The 13,735-nt window shown below is 55.6% G+C and carries 11 protein-coding genes and 1 other RNA gene; 2 read left to right on the forward strand and 10 right to left on the reverse strand.

Features of this window, described 5'->3' with window-relative positions:
- Window positions 1-18 precede the first annotated feature (18 nt).
- From carB to HMPREF0494_RS02200, 8 genes are all read right to left on the reverse strand, one after another.
- Window positions 19-3,201, reverse strand: coding sequence for a carbamoyl-phosphate synthase large subunit (gene carB / locus HMPREF0494_RS02170; RefSeq protein WP_007123280.1), 3,183 nt, complete (start codon window positions 3,199-3,201; stop codon window positions 19-21).
- Window positions 3,194-4,282, reverse strand: a complete 1,089-nt coding sequence (gene carA, locus HMPREF0494_RS02175; RefSeq protein WP_187368708.1) for a glutamine-hydrolyzing carbamoyl-phosphate synthase small subunit — start codon at window positions 4,280-4,282, stop codon at window positions 3,194-3,196. Before carA ends, carB begins: the two co-directional genes overlap by 8 nt.
- Window positions 4,283-4,284: 2 nt before the next feature.
- Window positions 4,285-5,571: a dihydroorotase gene (locus HMPREF0494_RS02180; protein ID WP_007123282.1), complete on the reverse strand. Its 1,287-nt coding sequence runs from the start codon at window positions 5,569-5,571 to the stop codon at window positions 4,285-4,287.
- Window positions 5,571-6,521: an aspartate carbamoyltransferase catalytic subunit gene (locus HMPREF0494_RS02185; RefSeq protein WP_040458667.1), complete on the reverse strand. Its 951-nt coding sequence runs from the start codon at window positions 6,519-6,521 to the stop codon at window positions 5,571-5,573. The genes HMPREF0494_RS02180 and HMPREF0494_RS02185 overlap by 1 nt, the downstream gene beginning before the upstream one ends.
- Before the next feature lie 115 nt (window positions 6,522-6,636).
- Window positions 6,637-7,161, reverse strand: a complete 525-nt coding sequence (gene pyrR, locus HMPREF0494_RS02190) for a bifunctional pyr operon transcriptional regulator/uracil phosphoribosyltransferase PyrR (RefSeq protein ID WP_007123284.1) — start codon at window positions 7,159-7,161, stop codon at window positions 6,637-6,639.
- Between the two features lie 331 nt (window positions 7,162-7,492).
- Window positions 7,493-7,866: RNase P RNA component class B (rnpB, locus tag HMPREF0494_RS10895), an RNA gene on the reverse strand.
- Window positions 7,867-7,898: 32 nt separating this feature from the next.
- The gene (gene gpsB / locus HMPREF0494_RS02195) at window positions 7,899-8,264 is read right to left on the reverse strand and encodes a cell division regulator GpsB (protein ID WP_040458668.1); all 366 of its coding nucleotides are present in this window, start codon (window positions 8,262-8,264) and stop codon (window positions 7,899-7,901) included.
- A gap of 75 nt (window positions 8,265-8,339) precedes the next feature.
- Window positions 8,340-8,924, reverse strand: a complete 585-nt coding sequence (locus tag HMPREF0494_RS02200) for an SLOG family protein (protein WP_007123286.1) — start codon at window positions 8,922-8,924, stop codon at window positions 8,340-8,342.
- A gap of 83 nt (window positions 8,925-9,007) precedes the next feature.
- On the opposite strand from HMPREF0494_RS02200, the gene recU reads away from it, so the two are divergent.
- Together recU and HMPREF0494_RS02210 are read left to right on the forward strand one after the other, a co-directional pair.
- On the forward strand, window positions 9,008-9,643 hold the full coding sequence (recU, locus tag HMPREF0494_RS02205) for a Holliday junction resolvase RecU (protein WP_040458669.1): 636 nt from the start codon (window positions 9,008-9,010) through the stop codon (window positions 9,641-9,643).
- Window positions 9,633-11,885 carry a PBP1A family penicillin-binding protein gene (locus tag HMPREF0494_RS02210; protein ID WP_007123288.1) on the forward strand — a complete coding sequence of 751 codons (2,253 nt, stop codon included), beginning with the start codon at window positions 9,633-9,635 and terminating at the stop codon, window positions 11,883-11,885. The genes recU and HMPREF0494_RS02210 overlap by 11 nt, the downstream gene beginning before the upstream one ends.
- A gap of 179 nt (window positions 11,886-12,064) precedes the next feature.
- On the opposite strand, the gene HMPREF0494_RS02215 is transcribed toward HMPREF0494_RS02210, so the two are convergent.
- Both HMPREF0494_RS02215 and HMPREF0494_RS02220 read right to left on the reverse strand, forming a co-directional pair.
- Window positions 12,065-12,988: a DMT family transporter gene (locus HMPREF0494_RS02215; protein WP_007123289.1), complete on the reverse strand. Its 924-nt coding sequence runs from the start codon at window positions 12,986-12,988 to the stop codon at window positions 12,065-12,067.
- Window positions 12,989-13,005: 17 nt separating this feature from the next.
- Complete coding sequence (locus HMPREF0494_RS02220; protein WP_007123290.1) at window positions 13,006-13,713, reverse strand: DnaD domain-containing protein; 708 nt, start codon at window positions 13,711-13,713, stop codon at window positions 13,006-13,008.
- Window positions 13,714-13,735: the final 22 nt, after the last annotated feature.

The following is a 13,735-nucleotide window of genomic DNA, read 5'->3' on the forward strand; positions in this document are numbered from 1 at the left end:
CCAATATTTTCTCTTGTTTTACAGGGCCGTCGTCGAGAAAGAACGGTTTTCCAGCGCCCGCAGCAGGGCATCGACGGTATCAAGGGCCGTCAGCAACGGGATATTGTGTTCAATCGCCGTTTGCCGGATGATGAAGCCGTCGGAATTCTTGGCGTAGTCGTGCCCCATCGTGTTGATAACCAGGTCGACCCGGTTATCCTTGAGCTTGCTGATGATGTTATCATCCCCGTCATCCTCGCCGATCTTGCCGACCGTTTCCACGTGGAGACCGTTCTCCTTCAGGAAGTCGGCGGTCCCCGTCGTCGCCAGAAGGCGGTAGCCGATCATGGCAAAGCGCTTGGCCAGCGGCAGGATCGCTTCCTTATCGTTGTCTTCGATCGTCAGGAGGACGCTGCCGTTATCCGGCAGCTGCATCTTCGCCCCGGCAAAAGCCTTGTAGAGGGCCTTGGCGAAGGTCTGGTCGCTGCCCATTACCTCCCCGGTCGACTTCATCTCGGGACCGAGGTAGGCATCAACGTCGTCCAGCTTGTTAAAGCTGAAGACCGGTGCCTTGACATGAATGGTCTTGCTTTCTGGATAGAGGCCGTCGTGGTAGCCCTGGTCCGCTAACCGCTCACCGAGGATTACCCGGGTCGCCACCTGGGCCATCTCGATTCCAGTAATCTTGCTCAAAAACGGCACCGTCCGGCTGGCCCGCGGGTTGACTTCCAGGACGTAGGCTTCGTGGTCGTGGATAATGAACTGAATGTTCATGATTCCCCGGCACTTGAGGGCAATCGCCAGCTTCTTGGTGGCGTCGACAATCTGCCGCTTGATGTCCTCATCAAAGCTCTGCGGTGGGTAGACCGCCATTGAGTCCCCCGAGTGAACCCCCGCGTGCTCGATGTGTTCCATAATCCCCGGCAGGAGGACGTCCTGACCGTCACAGATGGCGTCAACTTCACACTCCCGTCCTTCCAGGTAGGCGTCGATCAGGATCGGGTGGTCGCTAGCCACGTCGGCGTTTTCCTTGAGGTATTGCCGGAGCTCGTCTTCATTGTAGACGATTTCCATCGCCTTGCCGCCTAGAACGTAGCTTGGCCGGACCAGAACCGGGTAGCCGATTTCCGTCGCGGCATCAATGACTCCCTGGTGGGTTGTCGCGGTCAGGCCAACTGGTTGCTTCAACCCTAGTTGCTTGATGATCTCGTCGAAAATCCGCCGGTCCTCGGCCGCATCCAGGTCCTTAACACTGGTTCCCAGAATCCGAACACCGTTTTTCTCCAAGCCGGCCGCCAGATTAATCGCCGTCTGCCCGCCGAACTGGACGATTACGCCTGCGGGCTGCTCCAAGTCGATCACGTTCAGCACGTCCTCCAGGGTCAGCGGTTCAAAGTAGAGCTTATCGGAAACGGAGAAGTCGGTTGAGACCGTTTCGGGATTGGAGTTCATGACGATGGCTTCGTAGCCCAGTCCCTGCAAGGCCTTAACGCAGTGGACGGTGGCGTAGTCGAATTCGACCCCCTGGCCAATCCGGATTGGGCCGGAGCCGATGACCAGGACTGACTTCTTATCCGTCCGCTGGCTTTCGTTTTCGCGGTCGTAGCTGCTGTAAAAGTACGGGGTAGCCGATTCAAATTCCGCCGCGCAGGTATCGACCATCTTGTAAACTGGGATGATCCCGTTGGCTTTCCGGAGGTCCCGGACCGCTTCCGGTGTCGTTTGCCAGAGCCGGGCAATCGTCGGGTCGTTAAAGCCGTACTTCTTTGCCTGGCGCAGGATTGCTGGATCATTCGGCCGCGCTTCGATTTCCCCTTCCATTTCCACCAGGTGGGCCACAACGTCGAGGAAGTAAGCGTTGATCTTGGTCAGCTCGTGAACGTCATCGATGGTGTAGCCGCGGCGGAAGGCTTCGGCAATGTAGAAGAGCCGGTCGTCCTCCGCGTGGACCAGTTTGTCTTCCAGGGCCGTATCACTGGCGGCGTGGGCAGTCGGCGAGAAAAGGTCCTTTTCGTCGATTTCCAGTGACCGCACAGCCTTTTGCAAGGCTTCTTCGGCAGTCCGGCCGATTGCCATCACTTCCCCAGTCGCCTTCATCTGACTGCCTAACCGGCGGTCAGCCCGAGTAAACTTGTCAAACGGCCAGCGGGGAATCTTGCAGACTACGTAGTCGAGGGCCGGCTCAAATTCGGCATAGGTCGTCCCGGTGACCGGGTTCTTGATTTCATCCAATGTCAGGCCGACCGCAATCTTCGCCGCCATCTTGGCAATTGGGTAACCGGTGGCCTTGGACGCCAGCGCCGAGGAGCGGGAAACCCGCGGGTTGACCTCGATCACGTCGTAGTGGTAGCTGTTCGGGTCGAGGGCCAATTGAACGTTGCAGCCCCCCTCAATCTTCAGGGCGCGAATCAGCTTGAGGGCACAGTCCCGGAGCATTTGGTAATCACGGTCCGAGAGGGTCTGGCTCGGTGCAAAGACGATCGAATCACCAGTGTGAATGCCGACCGGATCGAAGTTTTCCATGCAGCAGACCACCATGGCGTTGTCGGCGGCGTCCCGCATCACTTCAAACTCAACTTCCTTGTAGCCGGCGATTGACTTTTCAATCAGACACTGGGTTGCGGGGGACAGGTCCAGGCCATTCGCCGCAATCGTCCGTAGTTCTTCGTCGTTGTGGCACATCCCCCCACCGGTGCCACCCATAGTAAAGGCGGGCCGGACAATCACCGGGTAGCCAATCTGGTGGGCAAAGTCCAGGGCTTCAGCGACCGTTGAAACCGTCTGGGAAGCCGGCACCGGCTCACCGAGCTGCTGCATCAGCTCCTTGAACTTTTCCCGGTCTTCGGCCTGATCGATTGAGGCCAGCTTGGTCCCCAGGAGTTGAATACCAAGTTCATCCAGCAGACCGGTCTTGGACAGGGCCACGGCCAGGTTTAAGCCGATCTGGCCACCCAGGGTCGGCAGGATGGCATCGGGATATTCCTTGCGGATAATCCGGGAAACGGATTCGACCGTTAACGGTTCAATGTAGACGTGGTCAGCGATTTCGTTGTCGGTCATGATCGTCGCCGGGTTGGAGTTCACCAGAACCGTTTCGTAGCCCTCTTCCCGCAAGGCCAGGCAGGCCTGGGTCCCAGAATAGTCAAATTCCGCGGCCTGGCCGATGATGATCGGGCCAGAACCAATCACTAAAATCTTATGAATATCCGTGCGTTTAGGCATTCGTCCGTTCACTCCTTTGCTGGTCTACCATGCTAATGAAATCGTCAAACAAACTGTCGGCATCGTGGGGGCCGGGCGCCGCGTCGGGGTGGAACTGGACGGAAAAGGCCGGGTACTGCTTGTGGCGCAAACCTTCCACCGTCCCGTCGTTGACCTCGACGTGGGTGACCAGGAGCTTCTCCGAGTCGACTGAAGCCGGGTCGACCGCGTAACCGTGGTTTTGGGAGGTAAAGTCAATTTCACCGGTGGCGATGTTGCGGACCGGGTGGTTGAAGCCCCGGTGGCCAAACTTCATCTTGTAGGTCTCGGCACCGTTAGCCAGCGCGAAGACCTGGTGCCCCATACAGATGCCAAACAGGGGCAGGTGTTGTTCCACCTCGGCCACCATCTTGGCCGCTGCTTGCATCTCTTCCGGATCACCCGGGCCGTTGCTCAGCAGGATGCCGTCCGGCTTGAGGTTGAGGATTTCTTCAGCCGTCGCAGTATACGGCAGGACAATCACGTTACACTCTCGTTCTGCCAGCTCCCGCAGGATACTGTGCTTAATTCCGAAGTCAATAACGACGATGTTACGCTTCGTTCCCGGGTTCGGGTACGGTGACCTGGTCGAAACCTGGCTGATGATGTTAGCCGTTGGGGCCGCCGTCTGGAGCTTCTTCACGATGTCTTCCAAGTCGGCCACACTATCAACAATGGCACCGCGCAGGGTACCGTGGTGGCGGAGCTTCCGGACCAGCTCCCGGGTATCAATGCCCTGGATTCCCGGGATGTTACGGTGTTCTAAGAAATTTGGCAGGGTGTCCTGCATCCGCCAGTTGCTTGGCCGCCGGGCGACTTGATGGCAGATGACTCCCTTGATCTGCGGCTCCAGTGATTCGTAGTCGTCCAGGTTGACCCCGTAATTGCCGATCAGCGGGTTGGTAAAGACCAGGATCTGGTTGGCATAGGACTGGTCCGTGATGGCTTCCTGGTAGCCAGTCATCCCGGTAGTAAACACCACTTCGCCCAGGGTGGACCGGTCGGCACCGAAGGCCTCTCCGGCATAGACACTGCCGTCTTCTAATACTAGGTAGCGCTCCATCATTAATCTTCCTTTCGTTCGTAAACTACTTGACCATCGACCAGGGTCATTACCGTGGCCCCGTAAACACGGTCGCCGGTGAACGGCGTGTTGATACCCTTGGACCAGTAATCTTCCTGCTTGATTTCACTTTCGTGGTCGAGGTCGAAAATCGCGATATCAGCCGGCTTTCCCGGTTCGAGGTGCCCCGCCTGGTCCAAGCCGAACAGGTCCGCCGGTTTGGCCGTCAGCAGGTCCAAGAGCTTCGTCAGGCTGCAAATTCCGGTTTTGACCAGCTTCGTGTACAGCTCAGCAAAGGCCGTTTCGCTACCGGTAATTCCGTTGGCCGCCTTGGTGAAATCGCCGGGCTTATCGCCAACGGTATGCGGGGCGTGGTCGGTCGCAATCATATCGACCGTCCCGTCCAGCAATCCTGCCAACAACGCTTGCCGGTCTTCCTCACTGCGCAGAGGCGGGTTCATCTTGTAGTTGCTGTCACCAGCGGGGATGTCCTTGTCCGCCAACAGCAGGTGGTGGGGAGAGGCCTCACAGGTGACGTTCACCCCCTGCTGCTTGGCAAAGCGGACCATCGCGATGCTCTCCTTGGTAGAAACGTGGCAGATGTGGTAATGAACGTCGGTTGCTTTGGCAAGGACCAGGTCACGGGCCACCTGGGCGGATTCGGAAACGCTTGGCGCCCCCGGTACCCCCAGCTGACGGGACCGTTCGCCCTCGTTCATCACCCCGCCGAAGAGGAGGGAGTTGTCCTCCACGTGGGCTGCCAGCGGCAATCCAGCCGCGGCAGCTCCTTGCATTGCCTGGTACATCGTCCCGGCGGTTTGGACCCCGCTGCCGTCGTTGGATACGGCAAAGGCACCAGCTTCCTTGACCCCAGCGAAGTCGACGAGCTGGTCGCCGCTCCGCCCGGTTGTGATAGTGGCGTACTGGGCAATGTGAACCAGGCCCTCTTCACGGTTGCGCTTTGCCATTTCTGCGACCCGCTCTGGCGTATCTGGCGCTGGCTCGACGTTTGGCATCGCCCCAACGGTAGTAAAGCCGCCGTGAGCGGCCGCGGCAGACCCGGTCCTAATGGTTTCCTTCTGGGTCTGACCCGGGTCGCGGTAGTGGACGTGGACGTCGACCAAGCCTGGCGCAACCAGCCTGCCGCTCGCGTTAATCACCCGGCCGACCTCATCACCCAGGTCGCCAAAGTCGCCCAGCGCTTGAATCTGGTCGCCATCAATCAAGACATCAGTGTGAATCAGCTGACCGTTAGTGTACACGGTCCCGTTTTGAATCAAGGTTTTCATTATTGTAAGCCTCCCAAGTGCCGTCCTCGTACTACTGCTTCCAACATCGCCATCCGCATGAAGACCCCGTTTTGCATCTGCTTGAAGAAGGCCGATTTTGGTGCCTCCACCAGGTCGCCGGCGAGTTCGACATCGTGGTTAATCGGGCCCGGGTGCATGATTAAGCAGTCATCCTTGAGGCGGGCATAGCGATCATGGTTAATCCCATATTGTTGGTGATACTTGGCAGCATCGAAGCTGCTTTCGTTGGCATCCCCGGCGTGGCGTTCGTGCTGAACCCGGAGGAGCATCAGCACATCGACCTGGTCAACCAGCTCATCAACCGGCAGGTACTTGCCGTACTGATCGAAGCGGTGGTCGTACCAGTAGTCAGGACCAGAGAAGTACACTTCCGCACCGAGCCGGGTGAGGATCTCCATGTTCGACCGGGCGACCCGGGAATTGGTAATGTCCCCGACGATGGCAACCTTCAAGCCGTTAAAGCGGCCGAAGTGTTCATGGATCGTCATCATGTCCAGCAGGCTTTGCGACGGGTGCTGACCGCTGCCGTCACCGGCGTTAACAATCCCGAGGTTCAGGTGCTGGCCCGCGCCTGGGTTAATCAGTGGTCCATAGTAGGCATTCTCGCTGGCCCGGATAACGGACAGGTCCACGCCCAGGGCGTTCATCACCAGGCAGGTGTCATAGAGGGTCTCCCCCTTGCTCATCGAGGAGTGGGCCGCGTCAAACGGAATTTCCGTCAAGCCTAGCTTCTTCTCAGCCATCGCAAAGCTGGTGTGGGTCCGGGTAGAGTTTTCAAAGAACATATTGGTAACGTAGACCGGCTGGGTCAGTGTTGGCGTAGCACCGCCCTGCTTGAAGTACTCGGCCCGGTCAATCAGGGCGTTAATCTGGTCGACGGTTAGTTTTTCAACACTTACAAAATGCGGTAATTGGACAAGTTCTGTCATTATGATTCTCCTTATACTAAAAAAGCCTGGGGCCATTGCTCCGGGCGTACTGGTCGCTAGTCTGTCTACTAGCGGAACTACCATGACGCCCTCTCTGGAGCAGAATTAATGGTTGCTATTTAATTAATTCCACCATATCCTGGTGGTCAATCTCGGTCATGTTGACCTTAATTGCTTCACGGTTGGCTGTCGGGACGTTCTTACCGACAAAATCTGGGCGAATCGGCATCTCACGGTGGCCCCGGTCGATCAGAACCGCAATCTGGATAACCTGCGGCCGGCCTCGATCCATCAGGGCATCCATCGCAGCCCGCATTGTCCGCCCGGTGTAGAAGACGTCGTCGACTAGGACTACGCGCCGATCATCAATCGGCACCGGCAGACTTCCCTGAACCTGGCTCTGGGCCGCCTGATTTGGCTGGTCATCCCGATAGCCGGTAATATCCAACGCGCCTACCGGGACCGTCGCCCCTTCGAGCTTGTTCATCTGCTCGGCAATCCGCTGGGCAATAAATTCACCCCGGGTTTTGATCCCAACCAGGACCAGTTGGCTGGTCCCCTTGTTCTTTTCGATAATTTCATAGGTGATCCGGGTCAGAGCCCGTTTCATTGCCATTGCATCGATAATTTGCTTACTCATAAAGCCACCTCTTTCTGCAATGTCCCAAAAGAGAAGCCCCTAGACTTATCCGTGTAGTCTAGGGGCTTCTCATACCAATCAGCTGGTATTCTCGTATCTTTTACCGCACCTTACTAGCCTCACGGGACTAACTTAAAGGACATTGATTGTCTATTACAATACCAGCTTTTAGGGAAATGTCAAGGCGGTTTTTAACCTGATCGCAGGGAGCAGGAAAATTGCCGGCTGAGTTCAGCAGCCGGGTCCCCCGTCCAGCGCGCGGGAAATGCTATTGCAAGCTTTAAAATAGTAAAGGGCCGGGAAAAATCCCAGCCCCTGCCTGTTTGCAAGAATCTGTAGGCCATGTTTTGTCGTAGGACAACCACCAGGCAATGGCCGTCCCGAGGCAATCATCTATCTCAGAGCAAATGCTCTCCCCTGGAATCGCTTCAATTTGCTATCCAAAGCTCCCCTACCGTAGTTTGGGTTTACCGCTTGAGGGGTTTACCGCGTTCCACCAACCAGGTTTCCCCGATTGTATCGTCACTGTGGCACTTTTCAGGAATACTCGGGCATAGTAAAACCGTAGCCGTTTTTTCCGCCGTCACCGGACTAGCCGGTGCCCCGCCTTATTTTTTCAGCGAGCACAAACACTACAGGCATCGCAGCCTGTGCGAGCATGGACCTTCCTAACACAACAAAAGCTGTGCTCAATCACCCAAGACTTGCAAGTAACTATTATATACGTTTAGCGCGCCCTAAAGCAAGTGTGAATCTTCGTTATTGCCATTTTCCCCAAGTTGGGAACCAAAGACCCGCCGTTCCAAGTTGGATAAGCGCTTGAGAATATCCATGTTGGTAGCAGATGACACCGGCTGCCGGCTGGCGGACCGGCTTGGCATCGAAGAGCCAACCTCGACCTGGCGGTTTAATTCATCCACCTTGGCCTTGAGCCGTTCGTTTTCGTCATTCAGACGGTCAACTTCCTTATTGTAGGCGTCGTAGTCCTTAATCACATTGTCGAGGAACTCGTCCACATCAGCCATGTCATAGCCCTTACCAATGCTCTTTTCTTTAAACTGCTTGTGCAGAATATCCTGCGGCGTGTAATTAATACTATCCAAGCTTAACACCTCAATCTTTAGTTTGCGTAATACATTAATAATGGTAACAAATCTAGCCCCGATTGCAAGGGTGAATTAGTAACCCTGCTCGGCCAGCTTCCGTTCCCGTTGCTCTTCGCCCCACTCAACGGCCGCTTCCTGGAGCTCGTCAAAGTCGACCAGGTCGACCGGGTAGTCCTGCTGGTCACCGTACTTCTTTGCCAGTTGATAATCGTACTTCGGCTTGCCCGGATGGTCAGGATCATAGACCATCAGCAGGCGGTCAGTGTGGTCCAGCATGAAACGCTGGTACAAGCGGAGCTGCTCTGGCGACTCGTAGGGCTTGCTGGTGACCTCGCGAGCAAAGTCAACCCGGTCGCGCAGGTTCACTAGCCGGTCACGGTTGGCCGCGTTCCACTGCTGGCCAAAGTCGCCAAAGGGCAGCATCATCGCGACCTTTAGCTGGTGGAAGTCCGCTTTTAATTCTAGGGCCACGGCAGCTCCCCACTGCTCAACCCCCAGCTGGGGACCGGTAATCACCCAGAATTCATCGTCATCCTCCTCCAGCAGGCCGGTCAGGCGCTGGGTAAGTACCCGCTTAACGATCGTAACCTTCGGATCGTCATCGCCAAAGGCGTTTAATTCATAGCTGCGGTAGCCCGTTAACCATAAGCGACGCATAAATTCACCCCCGTAACTGTTCTGTATCAATCATCGCACAATTTTTCTGGTATAATATATTGCTAGTTAGGAGAGTGAGCAAATTGACTATTCACTATCCCAATGGTCAGCACCCTCACCAATCATATCACGCTAACCGGGATTTACCGACCCCCCACCAGTCGATTTATGCGAAGCGGGGGATGTCGTTGGAAGATGAAATCAACCATAGTAACCAGTACTACCTCAGTCGGCACATTGCAGTTATTCATAAAAAGCCGACGCCAATTCAGCTGGTCAAAGTTGACTACCCGAAACGGAGCGCCGCGGTTATTAAGGAAGCCTATTTTCGGCGGCCTTCGACTACCGACTACAATGGCATCTACAAGGGCTACTACATTGATTTTGACGCGAAGGAGACCCGCAACAAGCGGTCCTTCCCGCTAAAGAACTTCCACGAGCACCAAATCCGGCATATGCAAGAGTGTGTGCGGCAGGGCGGCATTTGTTTTGCCTTCATCAAGTTTACCGAGTTAGACCTGGTTTACCTCTTGCCGGCCAGCACCCTGATCCGGTATTGGGATGCCCAGGCTAGTGGTGGCCGCAAATCAATTCTGCTGACCGACATTCAGCAGGCGGGATTTTCAATTGACTACCAGTTGAATCCGCGCTTGCCATATCTTCAAGCAGTCGATCAAATCATCGCTGCAAAGAACAAAGGAGCCTATCATGTCGAATAACGAACAACCGACTCGCAGTTCCCGCCGGCAACCCGACGAAGAGCGCGATGAGGAGCAACGAAGCGGCGGTTTAGTCAAGAAGATTATCCTGTCAATCGTCGGGGTCGTGATCTTGCTGATTGTCGCCGGCGCTGCCCTCTTCTTTTACTACGCGTCGAGTGCGCCGAAGATTAGTCAAAGCGAGTTAGCTAGTCAAAACGGAACCACTATCTATGATAGCCAGAACCGGGTAATTTCCCGGCTGGGCCTGCAAAAGCGTGAATACGCCAAGGATAGTCAGGTTCCAGCAACCTTGAAGCACGCGGTCGTTTCCATTGAGGACCGCCGCTTTTACAAGCACCACGGGGTCGACCCGATTCGGATCGCGGGGGCTGCGACCGCGAACATCTTTGGCCGCTCCGATGGGATGCAGGGTGGTAGTACCCTGACCCAACAGCTGGTTAAACTGTCCGTCTTTTCCACAGCCGCTTCAGACCGGACCTTTAAACGGAAGGCCCAGGAAGCCTGGCTGGCAATCAACGTGGAACGTCACTTCAGCAAAAACCAGATCCTTGATTTTTACATTAACAAGGTCTACATGGGTAACGGGGTTTACGGAATGCAAACTGCGGCCCAGTACTACTACGGCAAGGACCTCGACCAGCTGAGCCTCTCCCAGTTAGCCCTGCTGGCCGGGATGCCGCAGTCACCGACCTACTATAACCCACTGTCAAGCAACACCCAGGCAGCGACCCGTCGGCGAAATGAGGTCTTGAACGCAATGGTGCGGAGCAAGTACATCACCCAGGCCCAGGCGGATAAGGCAGCCCAGGACAGTATCACCGCCGACCTGGACTCAAGCCACGGTAATACCTCCAACGGGGACGTGAACGTCGATGAAAAGGTCATTGACCCGTACATCAAAGAAGTGCTGGCCAACCTGCAGGAAAAGGGCTACAACCCTTACAATGATGGTTTGCAGGTCCACACAAACATCGACCTGGCCGCCCAAAAGCACCTCTATAACGCGGCAAATAACACCGTTCCGTTCCAAAGCAACCAGATGCAGGCCGGCGTGGCAATCACTGATCCGCACAATGGTCAGGTCGTTGCCATGCTCGGCGGCCGGCACACGGGGAACGTGGTTTACGGTCTGAACCGGGCCGTGCAGACCAACCGGAGTTCCGGTTCGACCGCCAAGCCGTTAATGGATTACGGTCCGGCAATTGAGTATCTTCAGTGGCCAACCTTCAAGGCGGTCCAGGATACCAAGTTCTACTACCCGGGGACCAGCATCGCCCTCCACGACTTTGATAATAAGTACAAGGGAACGATGACGATGCGGGCGGCCCTCGTCCAGTCGCGGAACGTGCCCGCCATTCGGACCCTGCAAGACGTGGGAATCAAGCGGGCAACGACCTTCCTGAACGGGCTGGGGATTTCGCAAAAGAAGCCGTACACCCTGCAAAACGGGATCGGCTTGTACATTTCACCGTTGCAAGTATCCGCGGCGTACGCGGCCTTTGCCAACGGCGGGACCTACTACGAACCGTACTACATTTCTTCGATTACTACCCAGGACGGCAACGTCAAGCGCTTCAGTTCCAAGGGGCACCAGGCAATGAACAAGGCGACCGCTTACATGATGACCGATATGCTCAAGGGCGTCTTCACCGATTCCCAGGGTTCCGGACGGGAAGCCAACATCAGTGGGGTCAACCAGGCCGGAAAGACCGGGACGACCAACTATCCGGGCGGCAACCAATCTGGGGTCATGGATTCCTGGATGGCTGGCTACACCAAGAACTACTCAATTGCCGTTTGGACCGGTTATGACCGGCCGCAATCGGCCAGCCCGATTTCCGATACCTATACCAACTCTGCCCAATGGCTGTACAAGTCAGAGATGGAATACCTCGACAGTCGGAACCACGCCTCTAACTGGAAGATGCCGGATACGGTCGAAGCCGTCCGGGTTAATGGCAAGCGTCAACTGGTCATTAAGGATTCAAAGTGGGCCTTAGAATACGCGGCGATCGATGACGATGATGAAAGCAGTAGCAGCAGCGAGAGCCGGTCATCGTCACTCAGCAGTTCAATTATTTCTTCCTCGTCAGTCTTTAGCAACAATGGTCAGGAGCAAAACAGCTCCAGCACCACTACCCAGTCCAGCAGTGCTAACACAACCACGCCGAACGGGAATGCTGCTAATAATAACAACAATGGTCAACAGACGCCACCAAGTAATGCCGGCGGCCAATAATTAGCCGCTAGAAACAACTCTGTTCCAGAAAAAGTTAATCATGAAATGATGATTATCATCTAAAGTGACGGCCCTTACCAGAAAAAATAATTCTGGCAAGGGCCGTTGCCATCTAAAAAACGTCGTCGCAACGAATAATCCGTTGCTGACGACGTTTTTTAGTTTCTTAAATCAAATATTCACACTTGGAGTTTCCGGCGGCCGTCCTGCAAGAGGTAGATGGCAACCAGGACCAGGATAATTCCGATAATTTCCACCCAGTTCATGAAGATGTGGAAGAAAATCACGCTCAAGACCGAGGTTACGATCGGCTGCAGGGCATCCATGATGCTGACCACGTCCGATGGTGCAAAGTTGGTTGCGTGCAGCAGCAAGCCAAATGGTAAAATCGTCCCGAACAGGATCACCGTCCCCACCGACAGCACGAGGGTTGTCGAGATGTGCGGCGGGTTGACCCACATTGGCCGGTAAAGGTTAAAGAGGACCCCGGCAATCATCGTCCCCCAGCCAAGTACCACCAGTGGCGGATTCTTGGCTACCGCCCGCTTCGGCAGGACAACGTAAAACGCCGCGGTAATCCCGGAACCCAGGCCCCACAAAAGGGAAACTACTGGCAGCGACAGTGAATGCAGGTTCCCCCGGGTAACACACATCACGATCCCAACCATCGCCAGAATAAAGGCAATGATGTCACTGCGCAGGGGCCGCTCCCGCAGGATAACAACATCCCCGAGAACGATAAACAGCGGTGACAGGTACTGTAAAATGGTTGCCGCAGAGGCATTCCCCGTCTGGACCGCGTAGTAGAAAGTCAGCAGGTTCAGCATCAATCCGAAGATGGCGTAGGTTACAACCGAGATCGCGGTTTCCTTGGTCTTAAAGACGTCAAAGGTGCGCTTCCCATAAATGCAGAAACTGATTGCCAATAGAATTACTCCGGTAATCAGGGTCCGGGTCGACAGCATCCAAGTGGCCGGAATTGCCAGGTTTTGCGAGATTAGCTGGAGTACCGTCCCGGAAATCCCCCACATAACGGAGGCGAGGGCCGCCCAGCCAATCCCTTTCATTACCTGCCGTGACAAATTACTATTATCCATTTTCATCCATCCCTTCTCTACTCTTACTCGCCCAATTTGTAAATTGGGATCTTCGGGCCGCGCGGCTGCTTGCCCTTGCCGGTTGAAGCCGGCGCCTGGCCGTGCTGCTTCTCAAACTGGCGCTCGTGCTCTTCGATGTCATGCTGACTGCGTAAGCCCTGGCGCGCCCAGCTCTCCAGGATCCGCTCCATGTATTTGAGGTTGAGGGCACTGTTTAACACCGCTTGCCGCAGGGCCAGTTTAATCATTACCGGGCTGTAACTATCCTTATCCAGCCAGTCATTTACAATCTGCATCTCCATTGCCGACAAAGGACGGTTAAACTCGGCTTCCAGCTGGTTGAAGGTCTTCATCCGCTCATTAGCGCCCGTATCCGCCGCCTGCTGGTCGGTCTGCTGCTGATCGTAGAGGACCAGCCGGCTGATCAGCGGTGTAAAATCATACACCGCCTCTTCCTTGCCGTCCGCCTGCCGCTGCATTTTTTGCTCCGCCAGGCCGTTGACCATCATCTGGTGCAACTGGTCAAAGACCTGGACTTCAGACGTTCCCAAGTTTTTGGCCACCTGCCGGATATCCGGGTTGGCCACCCCATGATCCTGGTAAGACTTAAACTGCAGGTAGAGCACCAGCTGAGCAGTGGTCAGCCCCAATTCCTTATAGTGGTGGAGCAACAGGTTGCTGATCAGGGTTTCCCCCGCCGCCAGGTAGCGCTGCAAAACATTATCCGCCATTTAACACCCCTCCGATATAAGA

It is taken from the genome of Limosilactobacillus antri DSM 16041, assembly GCF_000160835.1.
In the GTDB taxonomy this organism is placed as follows: Bacteria; Bacillota; Bacilli; order Lactobacillales; family Lactobacillaceae; genus Limosilactobacillus; species Limosilactobacillus antri.

Coding starts and splice junctions, on each gene's coding strand:
- carB (WP_007123280.1), bottom strand. CDS start 3,201: ATGCCTAAACGCACGGATATTCATAAGATTTTAGTGATTGGTTCTGGC.
- carA (WP_187368708.1), bottom strand. CDS start 4,282: ATGGAGCGCTACCTAGTATTAGAAGACGGCAGTGTCTATGCCGGAGAG.
- HMPREF0494_RS02180 (WP_007123282.1), bottom strand. CDS start 5,571: ATGAAAACCTTGATTCAAAACGGGACCGTGTACACTAACGGTCAGCTG.
- HMPREF0494_RS02185 (WP_040458667.1), bottom strand. CDS start 6,521: ATGACAGAACTTGTCCAATTACCGCATTTTGTAAGTGTTGAAAAACTA.
- pyrR (WP_007123284.1), bottom strand. CDS start 7,161: ATGAGTAAGCAAATTATCGATGCAATGGCAATGAAACGGGCTCTGACC.
- HMPREF0494_RS02200 (WP_007123286.1), bottom strand. CDS start 8,924: ATGCGTCGCTTATGGTTAACGGGCTACCGCAGCTATGAATTAAACGCC.
- HMPREF0494_RS02210 (WP_007123288.1), top strand. CDS start 9,633: ATGTCGAATAACGAACAACCGACTCGCAGTTCCCGCCGGCAACCCGAC.
- HMPREF0494_RS02215 (WP_007123289.1), bottom strand. CDS start 12,988: ATGAAAATGGATAATAGTAATTTGTCACGGCAGGTAATGAAAGGGATT.
- HMPREF0494_RS02220 (WP_007123290.1), bottom strand. CDS start 13,713: ATGGCGGATAATGTTTTGCAGCGCTACCTGGCGGCGGGGGAAACCCTG.